The sequence below is a fragment of the Pseudomonas sp. LBUM1659 genome, from assembly GCF_059716045.1.
The window spans coordinates 1964972-1981373 of sequence record NZ_CP166797.1 but is presented as its reverse complement, the minus strand read 5'-3'; the positions used below and the strand labels follow the sequence as shown (position 1 = coordinate 1981373).

The window sequence follows — 16402 nt, the reverse complement described above, 5'->3', positions numbered from 1 at the left end:
GATCAATCTCCTGTCTAGGGTGCCAGACGGCCGATTTTGGCCAGTTCTCGTTTCATCGCCCGCTCGATGTGCTGATTGCCAACGCACGGAGTATGCTCATCGGTTGCCAGCCAGGTCGCCAGTAATGCGATGTTCCGGATATTGGCCCCGGTCAACTCAGTTCGCATCGCCAGTTGCTTGAGGTCGACTTCCTCGCCAAGGCTGATTTTTCCTGGCCAGATGTTTCGCCACATCCGCTCACGCTGTGAAACATCGGGGAAAGCGAAGCGGGTGATGAAGGTAAAACGCCGGCTAAAGGCGTCGTCCAGATGACTGCGATTGTTCGTGGCGAGGATCACCAAGCCCGGGTAACTTTCCAAGCGCTGCAGCAGATAAGACACCTCAATATTGGCGTGACGGTCCTTGGCATCCTTGACGGCGCTGCGTTTGCCGAACAAGGCGTCCGCCTCATCAAAAAACAGTACCCCAGCATCCGCTTCAGCCCGATCGAATATGAGCGAGAGGTTCTTTTCGGTTTCCCCGATGTACTTACTTACTACCGTGGCGAGGTCGATCTGGATCAAATCAACCCCCAATTGCCCGGCAATCACCTCGGCCGCCATGGTTTTACCGGTGCCGGAATCGCCATAAAATAGCGCGCTGATCCCTGTTCCATAGCCAACCTTGGCACCAAAGCCCTGTTCCAGCACCTGACTGCGGTGCCTGGTGGCGATCAGAATTTCGGTCAACTGCTGGTGTAATTCTTCTCCCACGATGAGATCATCAAAGGTACGTTTGGGCTCACTACGACGCGCCAGTTTGCCAAAGTTTTGTTGCGAGCGCAGACGAAAGGCCTTTCGCAGGTCAACTTCAGAGAGTGGCGAATCCGGATCGCGCAGCATTCGGTAATGTTCTGCTTCCTTGAGCATCTGTGGCAGGGTGTGCGGCGTGAAATGCTGCCGCTCACAGAACGTCATCACATCAAAACCAGTGACCGTGAGCGGATCCAGATAACCGCGTAACAGGGCTTCTTTTTCTGCCAGTTCTAACTCAGGCATGTCCACCACGACTTGCTGTACAAGGGGCAGCCAGATCATGGGGCCATGCACGTCGCACAAACAGACGACCAGCAGGCCTGGTTGATTCAGCAGTTGCGCAAACGCCGCCAGTAAACCTTTACGTTCTTCGGTCAAACAATCGAGTGAGCGCACCACCAGGCAGGCAGCGTGCATACGGACTTCACGCAACACTTGCGTGAGGAGGTATTGCGCATCCTGGTCATTGTCCGGCAAGCGCGCCATATCAAGTTGTAATGTGTCACGGCCCACGGCCAGAGCTGCAGCGGTAACGGCCATCGCGCATCCAGTATCCGTGGCGCCACGCACCATCAACACGGACTGAACCTCATCACTGCCGGAAAACGCCTGAGCTTGCAGAGCAAGCATAATGGCTGGCGGGGCATTCCGGATGTAGGAGGTTTCCGGAGATAGCCACTCGGTACAGTTCATTAATAACGCTGGCAGATGCCGCTGCCCGGTCAAGTAGTGATACACGCCAATATCAGTTTCAAACAAGGATTGATTCCAGCCCTCTCCTTGCTGCTCGCCTTTTTTTCCGAGTCGAAGCAACTGGAAACTCAACAACGGTGACTGCGGTAAAAAACTCGCCTCTTGGACTATCTTCTCAAACGGAGAGGAACAAAATAAGGTTAACGCCAACTCAAAACTTAACCACTTTTTTTGCGGTGTTCCGTGCAGGGCTGCGAACAAAATAAAATAGCGACTATCAAAATACGGCAACAATCCCAGCAACAGCACATCTTTTTCGAATTCGGTTAAATCAAATCGCGTCACTAGCTTATCCAGCAAATAGCATTGGTCACTTTTAACATTAGCCGTTGATGCACCGTCCTCCCAGGGTTTGCACGATGTGCACCAATGCGGAACTCCCCGAGGAGCGATTATTCTCGCTTCGAGTTCTTCAGCTGTAAGAATAAACGCGTCCAAGGCAGGATTGATCTGTTGTTGCAACACCTGCCCAGCCCGCGACTGCACCAATAGATCAATGCGTTCCAGCTGCCGAAGAAGCTGATTGATATGGGGATCAGCCCAGAACTGCGAGGTTTCTTCGAGTGACTCAGTTAACTGATTCATCAGAAATATTATCCTTATAGCAATAAGTGATTAATATAAGCCGACCCAACTAACCACAACCCCGCACACCTATGTAGCAACATGCTTCGAGCGAAGCCTACTTTCAGTTTAGTGGGTATTTAACCGCTACCCATGGCACTTTTTCATTACTCGACAGGCGGCGCACTCCAATGAATGATCAGCGGTTTTATCAACCAGGGCAGCATCAACATTCCTGTCGGCCATGGCCAATCGGTTAGCAGTACGTCATACACTTGCGGCTCAATGTACAAGGTAAAATCTCCATGACTGGGTACCAACCATGCCGGGCGCTGTAAATACAATTGGCGAATATCCGATATCCCGAAATGTTTCCAGGCTGGCAAGCGTTCAGGCAACTTCAATAACCAGTGCTGCATCACTTCAAGGGCATGAGCATCCGGCTGAGTCCATTCCAGCGGCGCGTCCAGTGGCAAACCACAAAGCAGTTTATTCAGGGGCATGCGCCATTCGGCATATTTACCATCACCCCAGATCAATTCATCCAGCCAGCAGACTGCATCGATTTGAGCTTGGGAATGAATAAATTTCGACTTCTCCATCAAGCCCAACTGTTCGAACAATCCTGGCAATAGCGGCCAAAGCAGCGTGATACCACCGTTGTTGACGCTGATGGGTTTTGATTCAACAATACCGATATGGTTGATACTGCGGTTACCGTTACTGCTGCCGGTATCACGCGTGTGCCCCATGGACGGCACAACACTACTAACGCTCAGATCGAGCCGAGACTGTAACCGTTGGTACGCGCTCGCAGTCAAATGGAGCTCAAGAACTCTTCGCACGGCTGATTGCTGCCACAGCTTCTGCAATCGGGTCGTTAGCGCCACAGATGCTGAGTCATAGTCACTGAACAGCATCACCAGCAGTAGTTCATTGCCATCCAGTACACAAACCGGCTCATCCTGTTGCAACATTGGCATGGCACATTGCGGGCGAAGTTGAAAGTAACGCAACGCACAGAGTTGCAACGCCCCCTGCGTCACGGGCTCGGTGATGCTCTGTAAATTTGCCAGATAGAGGCATAAGCGAGTCAGGGTTGTCGGTTGCAGCGATCGGTACAAACGCAAACGGTTACTCAGGTACAGGCAATGGTTGGCCAGGTCTGGTAAAAAGCGTTCTGGCTCTGTCGCCAACTCTGCGATCAGCGAGGTATCCAATGAGTTCGGGGTTGGTAGAGGCTCAGACGCTGGCCAGTACCCGTGACGCAAATAGTGGCTGAGCTGCTTCTGAAAATCAGGTTGATTCGCTTGCTCAGTGTTCTGCGTTACAAGATCTGGTTTCTCCCGCGCTTGAACTGTTGTATTTTCATCGAAAGACGTAGTACTTAACTTGAGGGACTGGCCATAACTGAGCAGCCGTTGCAGTAACAGCTGCTCCAAGCGCTGGCAGAAAGCGTTTTCGAAGCCAATCTGCGGCAACTCACCCAAGTCCAAAATTAACGGCGCCGTTATTAGTAAGTCAGCACACTCTTGGTGCGCCTGTTCCAGCACCGCAGAGATTAACGTGCGCAATTTCCGATGAAACAATCGACTGCACTCTTCTGTCAAACGTTGACCGTCGTGCGGGGCCGTCGTTAGGGAAATTGCTACACGTCCCAATCGAAACTCTGTTTTTGAATGGAGAGCAAGCATTATGACTCCCTTGAAACCAATCAAAACACAACCAAAACAAACCAATAGCCTTTCGAAGGAACGATCAAAGCTAAAGCTTATAAAAATCAAGCTTCCGCAATTTTAATAATGTAAGCCAAAATGTAATACGCCGGTAATTTTGTTATGTTATGACTATGTTGCCCCTGTGTCGCGCCCCCAGAATGTGTATGCGGTGCACCTTCCCCCTTCGTCTCGGTGTAAGGCGAACCAGCTCCATAACCATTTGGTCTCCCTGTCCACGCCAAGCTGTTTGACACATAGCCAGAATTAGAAACTCCGTATTTACAAACGGATGCTAAGTTAGCGTCAACATCGTGCCCCAAAAGGAGCCCATTTATATGATTATGTGCAGGCATCTGGGATTGGTTTAATGAAGTACCTTGAATACTAACGGTTATAGATCCGGCGGTTACGCTGTTAGTATCAACACTGTACTCTTTGTTGGCCCCTGTCCCTGTGAGCGCATTACCACCTCGTGTATTAATTTCAGCACCGCTGCCACCAATAACAAAGCGATTTCTTAAATCGGGTCGACTATTTTCTCCATCACATAACGCCCAGCCTTGTGGAATAGTTGAGCCGGAGAACATCAAGATAATACCGACGGGAAGAACTCTAGAGAAGTCAACAGAAACCCCGCTGTCATCGACCTTGATGCCTCCGCCACTCTGAGGCAATACCGCCAGCCTAGACTCATTATCCAACTGCAAACCCGCTCCAGTCCCCCCTGGCTGATCGGGGTTTAACCCCACGGCATTACGACCACAATCGGCCACATCAATCAAGTTGGCGAAATCGGTTTGTAAGGGGATTCTCTGAGCACTGAATTTCTCCTTCAACTCGGCAGTAGGCGGGCCGACAAAGTTGGCGGCATTGGGTGTGGCGCCGCCCTCAGCCATGAGGGCGGTATCAATTGTTTTACCGGCTTTTTTTAACCGGGTAGTACCGGCCCTGCCACCAGTTCGCGTGCTGGTAGCCAGAGCATTTGGCGTGTTTTTCGCAAGCGTTGCGGCCTCCGCTCCAGCATCGGGTAGTGTCTTCTTGGTCGCTTTTTTACCGACAGTTTCCACTGTTTTCTTGGTCATGATCAACTCCTCGCTAGCAGACTTATACTTCTACGCCGACAGCACGCTTAAAGCGGACAAACATGTCCTTACCTATGCTGCGGCGACTCACCCTTCGACCATACTTCACTCTAAATCCGGAGCATTCGGTGGGACATAGAACAACTCATCCTCCACAATGACCTCGCTCTTCCACAGATCTCCATTCTCACCCACTACCTGGATCCGCTGTTCATCCGTGGCAATGTACATTGCCCCGATGCCGGTCAACGAAGAAGGTATGCAACCCAAGGTCAGCATGCGCATTAAACTGTAAGAAGCATCCCCCAAAGGGGCACCACTGTTTTGCCAAGTGTTATACGTGTAAGCAAAGTTATTGAACTGATCATTCGGCAGCCAATGCATCATCATCGATATATAGGACGGGAACTCCTCTAAAATGGTATCCCTCATCCAGTCATTGGTTGCGTAAACATCGCTGGTAAAATGATTCAACTGATCCCTATCGAATACCACGCTCACGATAAAAGAGAATCGGTCGCGGGTAGCGTGACTTTCACTATCGAAATACCAGAAATAACCTTGAGTCTGATCTGTTGCCGGGAACTCTCCACCGCTTAATTTTTCCACTACCAAAGTACTAGCAATATTGTCCGCCTCCACGACCTTCACCCTGAGTTCTGTTGCTGCACGGGGTGAGTCCGTTAGAAGATCGGGAGCAATATGATATTTAATCGTCAGTTCATCGTCCAACTGTACCATGGCCGGATACGGACTCTGAGGCGATGATGTCAGGCGCCTCTGACTTTGCGGCAAATTACGTTGATTGTCGTCGTAAACCAAGGGATAATTCATGTCTTCCAACCATACCGGACAATTTTGCCATTGAACTGTATTGGCTTGATCCAGAATTTCCGTCAGGTTGCGCTGCAGTTCTGCACTTGAGGTAATGCTTAACGAAAAACTATGCTCATCAACGTTGATGCGCACAATCATTAATGCTTGAATAGTCTGCGAAACTTCATTTTTGGTCAATATCAAATCCACCAGCTGACCAACTCTCAACGGTGCCACACTGGCTTGGGGCATCACCACCGTTAAGTAAAGCTCATCGGCCTCCAATTCTTCGGGCGTCTGCAGGGTATTGTAGTAAGGATCCGGATACACCGGCAGAAGCGCTCGATGCTCGACAACATAAAATGGCAGCTTATCCAGGGGGGCATTTTCATTAAAGATTTCCGCTCCACCGATGCCGAGGCGGGCGGCAATACGTTGTTGCAGTGCCGACACTTTATCAATTCGAATATTGGCCCGTTGGTACGTCAGGCCGGTAATCTTCGAAAGATAGCCCTGTTGCGAGCTCATAAAGTTCAATGGGGCTATGGTGAAGGTTCTGGGAGCTACTTTGGCATTAAAATAACTTAGCAAGTAGTCAATATATGACAATTCCTTATCGACATCCTTACTGCACGCCTGCAAGTATTCTTTGATCGCCGGCGAATACTCGCGAAAAATCACATCACTGATACTGGGTTCAGTAAATGGCCACTGCTCACCCCATACAACATCATTAATAGCACGATCGAAGGCTAACAGATTGGGTAGCAATGCCAGCTGTTTACAGCCATTGGCGAGCAGCTGTTCAAAAGGCAAAATAAACTGATGAAATTGTGTTTGAGCAGGTGTTGCAGGCAACTGCTGCAGCCCATAGCATGGTGGCAATTTATCGGTTACCGGGTGATAGGCAGCCGGGTTACGCCAACGACCATACGGCAGCGTGACCGGCGGGTTGTACACTTTTGGAGCCACAGTCAAGTGATGTTCAATTTCCTCGACCGTAGCAGTGCAGTCGATACCATGGGCAATCAATCGCACCATGGGGTCGCTGCTGGCCAACTCCGCAATAGGATCGACACCCCACAGACGAGGGTAACCGCCGGGGGCATCGGCGGTCCACTCCCACGGATTCACAGGCGTACTCTGCTCTGTGCCTAAAAACTGAATACTTTTGACTCCATCAATGGCTAACAACGCATTAACCAGCCGGGCCAGATTGACGGTGGCAGGGTTCGCATAATCGAGTGCGGGGGGCAATTGTGGAATCCAGCCATTTAGTAAATAAGGGCCTTGATAGATCTCCTCATTGCTCAAGCCCTGATCCTGTAATTGTTGAGTGGCGCAATGGATGACCGGCGGAGTAATATACTGTTCGGTTACCGTATAAATATCTGCCAAAATCGCAGCAATGGAGGTGCTGGCATCCACATTATCCTGCAACTGAATGACCATCTTCACCATCACATCTTTAGGCACCAACCAGATAATACGGCTGACCGCTTCACCCAGATTGCGATGATTACGCAAATAGGCATCCAATACCGCCTGCGCCGCCTGCTTATTCGCCTCGGTTTCGCGCGATGGTTGCAAATAAAGATAACAGTTCCCAAGCAGGCTTATTTCAATTGAATCATCATCGTCTGGATAAGTAAAACTGTATACCCGCTTATCCGTATTATACCAATAGTGATACCGTGTTGCTTCAGGCTCGCGAACCACAGATACATTATCAAAACAGAAAAATTTGCCCGTTCCATCAGTCCAGGTCAGATCCAGCAAGGCGCGGCGATAGTCATCTATGGAAATAGGCCCGCAGGTCAATGCGCGCTGCGGACCAAATGAGGCGGGAAAAATCCCCCCCCCTATCTGATCTTGAGGAGCTGGGGTCAACAGATCTGTTAATGGTAGCGAAGTGCGGTAAGCCACGTCAGAGGCGTTGTAGCAAAGGGCCTGCAGCAACGTAATGCCTGGATCGTGCTCGTCGGTATTGCTCCAGCTTTTGCTGGCGTACACATCAATTGCGCGCATTGCCTGTAACAGCAATGACTCAAACTCAATGTAATTTTTGACGATTGGAAAAAGAGCATCATTATTACTCATGACCTGACCTCCCCTGCAACCTCTATAGGCCAGATAAGAATTAGCGCCTCATCATCTGCGCCTTGAATCGATATCCGATCACCATCCAGCGTCAGGCTAACAACATAATCAACGTAGGCTTGTTGCTGTACTTGAGCCACAACATCGTAATAGTCCAGCCTGCTTGCTAGTTTCACACTGTCCGCCGCCCCCCCCACCCAAGGCATATAGTGCTGTTCCAACGCGAGGCGCAACTCTCGATAGCCGTAGTCTGGATTCATCCAGGCATGAAAGCTAACTTCATAAACAATTCGGACATCTACGTATTTTGGGTTTTCGACGACGATGCTTTGCCAAGGCGAAGCAAGGCGCTCCAGATAATTTGCCATGTCATCCAATCGAGCTTGATTTAACTGAGGGCGTAGCACATCGGCGTTATCTTTCTCCGCATTCAACGGTATTACAATCAAGTGTTGCTCCCGCTGCGCAGGCACCATGGTTTGCATTATGCTGGCAGGGATTGCCACGTCGAATATCGCCTTGAATCTAGTCTTGAGCATTGCCACCATGTCCTGCCAAGTAAGCGCTCTGTTTCGGTGGACAAGCCGTTGCGCTGACCGCTCAAAAAAGGCTTCGGTGGTTTCTTGTGGCCGCCCGCCCCAAGAGGCCCAGGGCTGTAGAGTGTTGGACAGACCGGAAATACTGGATATAGGCTGACTGATGCTGTTGGCTGGTAACGGTTGAGACAACGTAGCAACATCCAGCAGCGCCGGATTTTGCTGGGTGGCGGTCATGCCATTGGTCACCAGTCCCACAACAAACGGATAGTCCGACACGCCCGATGGTGATACTCCTGAATCTTCCATGAGCGCACGCAACCAATAACGCCCGGACGGCATACTCGGAACACTCGCGCTGGCATCGGTCGGTAGAATCGCCGACCATAAGCCGCTGCGAAACAATCCCGCGGTCTCATCTACAACAGTGGCATCCAGTAATGCCCAATGATTATTCGCATTTAGATACTGCCAAACGATGGTTGACTCTTTAGCTCCTTGCAATTGCCAGTAGATCGATAATGTCTGCATGGGGTGGAGCGCGGCAAACCCCAAATATAGCTGCGCCTCTGCGACGGGCTGCGAAGCCATACTGTAACCGAAAGGTGTTAACAGGTACTGCTGCGGATCTTCCACCAGTATGGTGTCAATTTCCAACTGAGTGATAGTCGGTAATGCACTCTGATTTTTCTGATCATCACAAGCCAGTCTGAGAACAGGTGACTCAAAGGTTAGCCCATCCAAATCCACGGGGGCGCTGATCGATCCGAGATCATCTGAAGCCAATGAAAACACAAGCTGCTCATTGGTTGAGTCGATCTCATCAAGTTGTAATAACAACCAATGGTCGCCGCTACTCACTTGAGCCACTATCTCTTGGGCATTGGTAATCGCCTCGGAAAACGTCACATAAAAACGTTCAGCAACCGGATCTTCAAGCAGTGATGAGATCACGATACGCCCAGTCAGAATATCTTGATCCTGGCCACTCTCGCTAAATAGCCTTAGCCCCTCTATCGGCCAAGGTTGTTTTGGCTTTTCGTAAGCAATAAATGACTTGGCATTCCCATCCGCTTTCGGCCGCCAGCACCAACGCAAGTCAGTCCACTGAGCTTGATTGGCCAGTAGATCGTTATCGAGCGCATATTGTATTTTTACACCCTGTCTATCCTGCCCGGCGGGGAAAAGCGTTCCTACGGGTATCAAAAGCTCAGTCAGTTTGGTTGATAACAGAAATGACAGAGCAACTCTGGCGGGCTCGGCAGGTCGTTCACTCAACCCCAGTAGCTGCCGGTAATAAAGTTCGCGGTGAGCAAAAGGTAAGTAATTTAACAATGCACGTGGCGTTTCCAACACTTCCAAAAATGCCAGGAGTAGTGCTTCCTGCGGCCACAACGTACCGCCAGCCAATGCTTTGTTCCGATAGATTTCAGCCAGCTTCGCAGGGTTGTCCCCCCCTGTGAAGAAGATACTCTCCCATGTCAACGACGCGCCACTAGAAACTAGAGCAAGGTCAGACAGATAAGGAATATATTGAGTATACTGCTCGATAAACTCCAAATTTGACTGGATCGTCCGGTTGTCCAACTCAAATCCTTTGGCAGCCACCAGACCCGACAAGAGACTCTCTAATGCGGATGTATTGGTCATTGTAATCCACCCTATATCAATAGGTCGCTGACTCACTCGCCCCTTCTCTCATTACATGGAGCGCCTGCACTTGACTTCACAAAAAGTCTTTTAAATCAACACCTGCAAAGCTCATCGCAAACGTCTGATTCACCAGGTTGAAATTCAATCGGCCTGGAGTGGCTACCCAACAGCCGTTCGCTCACCACATCAAGGACTGCCTGCTGTGGCGAAATCTTGCGCCGTACCAAACTCTCCTTTTCCTTGGCTCGGAGCTGTTGAGTCAACTGTTAATGGTGGACCAGGTAACGAAGCTGGGGAGTCAGGTGTAAAAAGAGCATCGAACTTTGAGCCCTTCGTTATCAACGCTGCACCATTGGTACAGTTCGAAGCTTGCTGGTCGCTATTTAACCTGCTGATGCTTACTGTACCGGTGCCCATCGTTGTATAAATCGAGGTAGTATACGTGGCCTTAAGCTCAACCTTTTCCTCATCACCGACGATGCACACTTTCTTATTGGCGACAGTCATGCCTCCACTTCCTGAAATAACAGCCGGCTCTATGATCGTGACTTGACGATCGCCAAACATAGATTCAAATGTTAGCTCATCGCCATTAACTACAATGGGTGACATCATACAAATAAACTCCTGCCATTACCGATATCCAACTGAGTGGTGAGTTTTTGCGATACATCGCTGCCTCGCAAGCGATAAACCACCAGCACGAGCAATGTGCTGAGGGCATTGGGAGAGTGATCAATAGTAATTGACGTCACCTCAGCTCGGGGTTCACAGATGAGAACACTATCATAAATCTGTGACTCTATTTCTGTTGTCAGTCCCGCATTAATATTAGCGAACATGAATTTATTCAAGTCACATCCGTAGTCCTGCCGCATAATGCGCTCCCCCGGCAGCGTGCTGAATAGAATAATTAAACTCTGCCGGACATCCTCCGAGCCGGAGACCATCGCGACCCCTGTACCCGGAGAAAATACAGGAGGAAATGCCCAGCCACGGCCATATACTTTTTCCAGGGTATCGCTCACGGTATCCTCCACGACACTCAAGCTCAAGTGCTATTTGGTTGTTAATTTAATTTCGTCGGCTTCTACTTCCACGCCTGCCTTCGCATTGAGCAGCGCGGACTCAGACTCTGTATCAAACTGAATTTGCATTTTTTTGTTGTTAAAGACGATACCTTTCAGATTATTCTCTTTGCTTGCTTTGACTAGCGGTTCGTTTATCGGGTTGTACATGGAACCGATGATCACAGGAAAACAGGGGTCATCATTAAAGAAGTCAACCACCACTTCATCTCCTTCATTGGGATAAAAATTAAACCCTCCATCGCCGCTGGCATATGGCATAGCCAGTCGAGCCCATACAGTATTATTGTCATTCCCCAATGCCGGCAACGATACACGTACGCGGCTCATGTCATTCGGGTCATCCTGAAACTCAGCAACCACCCCCACTTGCAAGCCTTTGACAAGGGGAAGCGGTGTCATTGCGCTGCTTCCCCCTTTCATTCCAAGAGAGATGACTGTCTTCCATAATGCTTTATCAACAGTGTGGGACACAGCCGTAATAATTCCGGAACCGTCAAACCCCTCGCCAAACTCCGACAGCGCCAATGTTTGCCCGAGCTTATAGCTTGTCGAACCACGCACCTGAAACTCCCCTTGAACCCCCACCTCCTGCAGATGTTGTAAGGTACTCTGGGCCAGACCATCCAGCTTTTCCTGAGTGATTGAAACGCTGCTGCCGATCACCCAAGCGGCCTTGTTTAGCGGCTTCTGCGCCGCTGGATTCAATGCGTCTTTGCCCAGATTTTCCGGTGTTGCCATAGCTACAATGAGATCTTGATTTGCAATATCCCACGCCGACAGCCATAGCTCCTCAGGCTGGTAACGGTCGCCAAAGCTCCAATTCGCCTCAAAAATAGATGCCTTACCCTCTGTCTCGGAATCGGACTGACGGTTTACTTCGTTACTGATTAACTTGTGATTTGGCTCTCTACCTAATGTCGGCATCACAATTCGGACTTCTTCAAAGTCGGGCAAAAGCCACGCCGCGCTCTCATCAACTAACCGGCGCACATACAACCAATTAGAGCAACAGTATTGTACAAGCTGTTCTTGTTTGGTGTTCATTCCTGCCTGATTGACACACTTCAAGCCCTGCTCATCTAAAAGACTACTTACAATATTGCTGGCGCTTTCATCACTAAACACCCTGGAAACACACGTACTGTCCAATAGTGCCAAACGGTGTTTAACAACCAGCACTAACTGGGCACTGTTTTTAAGCAGCTTTAGACTTTGCTCAACGACAACCCCATCAAACAACAGTTCCCACTCCCCCTCCCTCTCGACCTCAATAGAAATATCATTACCCGGCTTACACAGAAAAACTTCTTCATCACAATGACTCAAAGCGTCGAGTGCGTTTCCTTCTACCGAAAGCAGAAGCGTTGCCGCAGGAATGGTATTTACACGTTGAACCGTTGAGACCAACATAGGCTGTAATGTCGTTAATTCCTTGGCATCAGCCCCGGCTACTATCTTCAGAGTAGGCATCAGCTTTGCTCTCCACTTTGAGCGGGCGCCACCAACGTCTCCCCAGGTTTGGTATCATCTAAATTATCGAGATCGTTACTCCATGCCAAGTCAAGGTAATTGATCCCTCCTACTAGAAAGGTGCTGGCAGTAGCTGCCACCAGTGCTAAATTTGTTGGACCTGCAGGGACGGAAACTACTAACCCCGGGGGAGACAACAGATTTTGCTCTGCCTCTTGTTTTTCAATACTTTCATCAGCGGTTATCGTCAAACTCGCGGTAGCGTGTAACGGAGTTCCATCGCGTTCAAACAAACTATAGTGAAAAGACAATGCTGTCATACGCCCTGCAAAATAGCCATTGCGGGCCCAGCGCATATTACCCCATTGAACCTTCAAGAATCTGGGTTCTCCACGACTTGGATCGACGGTATAACAAAGTTGTCGTAGTGCGGTCAGTTGATTTTCAATCGATGCACCACCTTTACCCATACGATCGTCGTAAACAAGATCTAACGCCAAGTCGCCCGGCTCGGTTTTAGTATAGTTATTGCTCAGCACCGTATCGTTTATAAAATCATTTGAACTGTATGTTGTCGCGTAGCTTAACTTCAGGGAATCCGGATTGAACCTCGCCCATATCATTCCGACTTCTTTCGTCAGTTTCCGGTCAGAATATGCAGTAATCGTCAGCTTGGCCAGCGCCTGGTTATATAAAGTTAGAGTCACCGCATCCACCCCTCTTCTTCGCGTAGTTTATCGATTACCCGTTGCGCAACCATTTCAATCAAGCGGGCTTCATCGACTTTCTCTTGAACGATGCTCCGAACCGGCATAAGTGATTTCTCCATATTGGAGCTTACTACTTTGGCTTGGATCACCAATTCTTTGATTTCTATGGTCATGCTTTAATCCCTCGCCAACGCATATTTTGATATTTCAACTCCAACGTATTGACCATGATGCTGTTGGCATTGGCGTCCAGATTTGCAGTTTGCCAACGCACCGGTAACGCGTTGCTTATGGTCCAGCTACACACCGGCATTCCTAGATGATTTAATAGCAAGATGACGACATCGGCGTACACCAAAAGCTGCCCTTGCATGACCTGATCGAACACTACCGTTAACGGAGTAACCGTCATTACGCCCCGTTCCAGTGTTAAGGAGCCATGGTTGATTTTGTTCGCAAAGTAAGTGTTCCGTATGTTCTCTCCACCCTCGCTATGTTGCGTCACACCCAGTTCACGTGTCAGCCCCGAGATACTCTGGAAAGCTATGTCCAATGGACTGGGAAAGAGCCCATCAAAAATGAATGTCGTTATAAAGCGCGAAGTTGGCATCGGTTCAAATAGTAGGTCCATAGCACCCTCCCTACACTAGATTTGCCTACATGCTTCTATCGGTGGACATATCAAACTGTAAGCTAAGCTCGATAAACTCCGCGGGGTATAGAGGGGCAAGTCGTATGTTCATTATCATGATACCGGCACGAACGTCCTCCTCAGTCATCGTTTCATCAAGCCCCAGTTTAACACTAAACGCCTGTTCTTCTTCAGCGCCGAACAGGCCGCCTTCTACCCATAGCATATTTAGCCAATTGGACACCTGCCCTTTCACTTTATACCAGGTTATTTCGCTATTGGTTTCGAATACAAACATCCTGGCCAAACGGCTTGCGTTACTTTCAATATATGATAGTAAACGCCGAACCTGGACGTAGCGTGAAGGTGAATTGGCATCCGTTGAGAGCGTTCGGCAACCCCATACACGCACCCCTCTTCCAGGAAAACTACGGATAAGATTGAATGACGCATTGCCATTAACGAGTTTGTCATTGACCCAGAGGTAGGACTGCGTCGTCTCTATAACTTTAGAAAGTAAGACATTCGAAGGTGCTGTCCATACACCCGCAGAATTGTCCACCCGCTCAATCGCTGCAGCCACAGCAGCCGACGGCGGTACGACGACAGGTCGGCCATCTTCGTAATACTCACTCACCAACCGGGGCCAATAAGCAGCCCCCCACTCACGGTACGTTCCAGTGAATGTGCTTACGCAATTGACTGCGTTATCTGGGGCATCGGGGGTCTCCAGCAGGGCGAATAAACCGCTTCGGCATTGGCATAAATTCAACAATAGCTGCCAAGCTCCTTGCCACAAAGACGGGGCATCATCGGGCAATAAAACCATATCGGGGAACACAATTAAAGTAATTGCTAGTTGACCCGCAATTGCCGTGCCGATACGCGGGTCGCTCAGTGCGACCAGTAGCTCTACTCCATTCATATTCAAGGCTGTGTCGTAGGTGCCCAAGGACAACACAAACCCGCCACTGCCGTCATTATCAAAGTAATGCTTCATGGAGTAGTAAAGAACACCTACGCTGGAACCTCCATTGATGACGCGAGGTGCCCCGCCAAACATTTCCTGGTATTCGTTAAAATCATCTACTGCCTGCAAGGTATAGCCTGCGCCTTTTTCCGTATAACCGATAAATATAGGAACAGCGCTGCGTGTTTCAGTACGCGGGGCAGAGAGATTTTTTTCGGTGATTACAACACCCGGCTGATTGTTTGCCATGATGCAATCCTTTAACGCATTAAATTAAGTGGCGCCTAGGTAAGGCGCCGTCTAGCCGGCACTGCGTTTACTGAGCGACGTCTTGTGTGAATTGCAGGATGATAAATTCCGCAGGGCGCACCGCAGCCATACCTACCTTGATAATCATCTTTCCTTGATCAATGTCCGTCTGAGTCATCGTAATATCTTTGCCCACTTGCACGAAGTAAGCTTCTTCGGCCTTCTGACCTGCCAATGCGCCTTGTCGCCAAAGTGCGTGAAGGTAGTTTTCGATTGAACCACGGGCTTCCGCCCACGTTGGTTGACTGTTGGGTTCGAACATGGCTGATTTCATTGCCATTCTTATATCGCGCTCCGCACTGTCGAACAGTCGACGCACCGGGACATAACGCCAAAGGTCATCGTCCTTGCGTGTCCTGGCGCCCCAGACAGTAGTGCCTCCCTTGTTGAAAACCCGAATCATGTTGATTGCGTCGTCTTGGGTATATTGACCTTGTAAATCATCCGTCACAGGAAATTGAGGCAAAACACCTCCGTTCAAGGTGACATTTGCCGGCGCCTTCCAGACCCCTCTAGTCAGGTCAACCCGACAATAAACACCTGCCATAGCCGCGCTCGGTGGAATTGGCCTGTGGGCCCAGCTAGCGAGCAACCATGGATAGTAAACTGCCGCGTATGCTGTAACTAATGTAGTTCTGGGGGCCGCCATCGTTTTAACGGATTTTTTCGTTTTACTAGACCTTGATTCAGGTGCGACTTCTTCCTCACCGTCGCCTGGGTCTATAGGAGGCTCTTCAGGCTCTTCGTCGAGACTGAGGTCAGTCGTCGGGCCATCCACAATAGCAAACAGGCATTTCCCCGTGTCACACAACTGACTCACAGCGCTCTCAATATTTTGCCCGGCTGATACTAATGTCGTAACGTCAATCAACTTCGGCACTTCCGGAATCAACTGAGCATTTGGCACCAGAAAACAGTAACCACCGCCATTTTCAAAATAGGTTCTCATCGAAATATCCAGAATATCTACCGGATTAAACGGCACAGGCACATTGCTAGCGGCGGAAACTTTTTTATTCAGGTAGTCCATCCAGGACGAAATGCGAGTGGTTTTTGTGAAGAACTCGTTACTATCGGCGACAGCAAATACTGGGACAGATGTCGCACTTGACGACACTGACATCGACACACCGTTTAGCTCTTCGATGTACACTCCGGGATAAGTTACGGCGATTGGCATGATATATCCTCACCAAAAAAAGTAA

Annotated in this window: 13 protein-coding genes; all 13 read right to left on the bottom strand. The window is 49.6% G+C overall.

The genetic code is table 11. The features are described from left to right. Positions 1-14 precede the first annotated feature (14 nt). On the bottom strand, positions 15-2132 hold the full coding sequence (locus tag ACA048_RS08995; protein WP_497628812.1) for an ATP-binding protein: 2118 nt from the start codon (positions 2130-2132) through the stop codon (positions 15-17). Positions 2133-2278: 146 nt separating this feature from the next. Continuing rightward, complete coding sequence (locus ACA048_RS08990; RefSeq protein WP_497628811.1) at positions 2279-3805, bottom strand: contractile injection system tape measure protein; 1527 nt, start codon at positions 3803-3805, stop codon at positions 2279-2281. Positions 3806-3891: 86 nt separating this feature from the next. Beyond that, entirely contained in the window at positions 3892-4911 is a 1020-nt protein-coding gene (locus ACA048_RS08985; protein ID WP_497628810.1) for a hypothetical protein, read from the bottom strand. Positions 4912-5016: 105 nt separating this feature from the next. Beyond that, a complete protein-coding gene (locus ACA048_RS08980) occupies positions 5017-7827 on the bottom strand; it encodes a baseplate wedge protein (RefSeq protein WP_497628809.1) in 2811 nt (936 codons plus the stop codon). Then, complete coding sequence (locus ACA048_RS08975; protein ID WP_497628808.1) at positions 7824-10013, bottom strand: baseplate J/gp47 family protein; 2190 nt, start codon at positions 10011-10013, stop codon at positions 7824-7826. The genes ACA048_RS08980 and ACA048_RS08975 overlap by 4 nt, the downstream gene beginning before the upstream one ends. A 189-nt stretch (positions 10014-10202) precedes the next feature. Further along, entirely contained in the window at positions 10203-10631 is a 429-nt protein-coding gene (locus tag ACA048_RS08970; RefSeq protein WP_497628807.1) for a contractile injection system spike tip protein, read from the bottom strand. Next, positions 10628-11044, bottom strand: coding sequence for a GPW/gp25 family protein (locus tag ACA048_RS08965; protein WP_497628806.1), 417 nt, complete (start codon positions 11042-11044; stop codon positions 10628-10630). The genes ACA048_RS08970 and ACA048_RS08965 overlap by 4 nt, the downstream gene beginning before the upstream one ends. Positions 11045-11074: 30 nt before the next feature. Continuing rightward, positions 11075-12577, bottom strand: coding sequence for a phage baseplate assembly protein V (locus tag ACA048_RS08960; protein WP_497628805.1), 1503 nt, complete (start codon positions 12575-12577; stop codon positions 11075-11077). Next, complete coding sequence (locus ACA048_RS08955) at positions 12577-13293, bottom strand: CIS tube protein (protein ID WP_497628804.1); 717 nt, start codon at positions 13291-13293, stop codon at positions 12577-12579. Before ACA048_RS08955 ends, ACA048_RS08960 begins: the two co-directional genes overlap by 1 nt. Further along, entirely contained in the window at positions 13281-13460 is a 180-nt protein-coding gene (locus ACA048_RS08950) for a DUF5908 family protein (protein WP_497628803.1), read from the bottom strand. The genes ACA048_RS08955 and ACA048_RS08950 overlap by 13 nt, the downstream gene beginning before the upstream one ends. Next, positions 13457-13918 carry a phage tail protein gene (locus tag ACA048_RS08945; protein WP_497628802.1) on the bottom strand — a complete coding sequence of 154 codons (462 nt, stop codon included), beginning with the start codon at positions 13916-13918 and terminating at the stop codon, positions 13457-13459. The genes ACA048_RS08950 and ACA048_RS08945 overlap by 4 nt, the downstream gene beginning before the upstream one ends. Before the next feature lie 25 nt (positions 13919-13943). Then, positions 13944-15137, bottom strand: coding sequence for a phage tail sheath C-terminal domain-containing protein (locus ACA048_RS08940; RefSeq protein WP_497628801.1), 1194 nt, complete (start codon positions 15135-15137; stop codon positions 13944-13946). 67 nt (positions 15138-15204) lie between these two features. Continuing rightward, entirely contained in the window at positions 15205-16377 is a 1173-nt protein-coding gene (locus ACA048_RS08935) for a phage tail sheath family protein (protein WP_497628800.1), read from the bottom strand. Between the last annotated feature and the right edge of the window lie 25 nt (positions 16378-16402).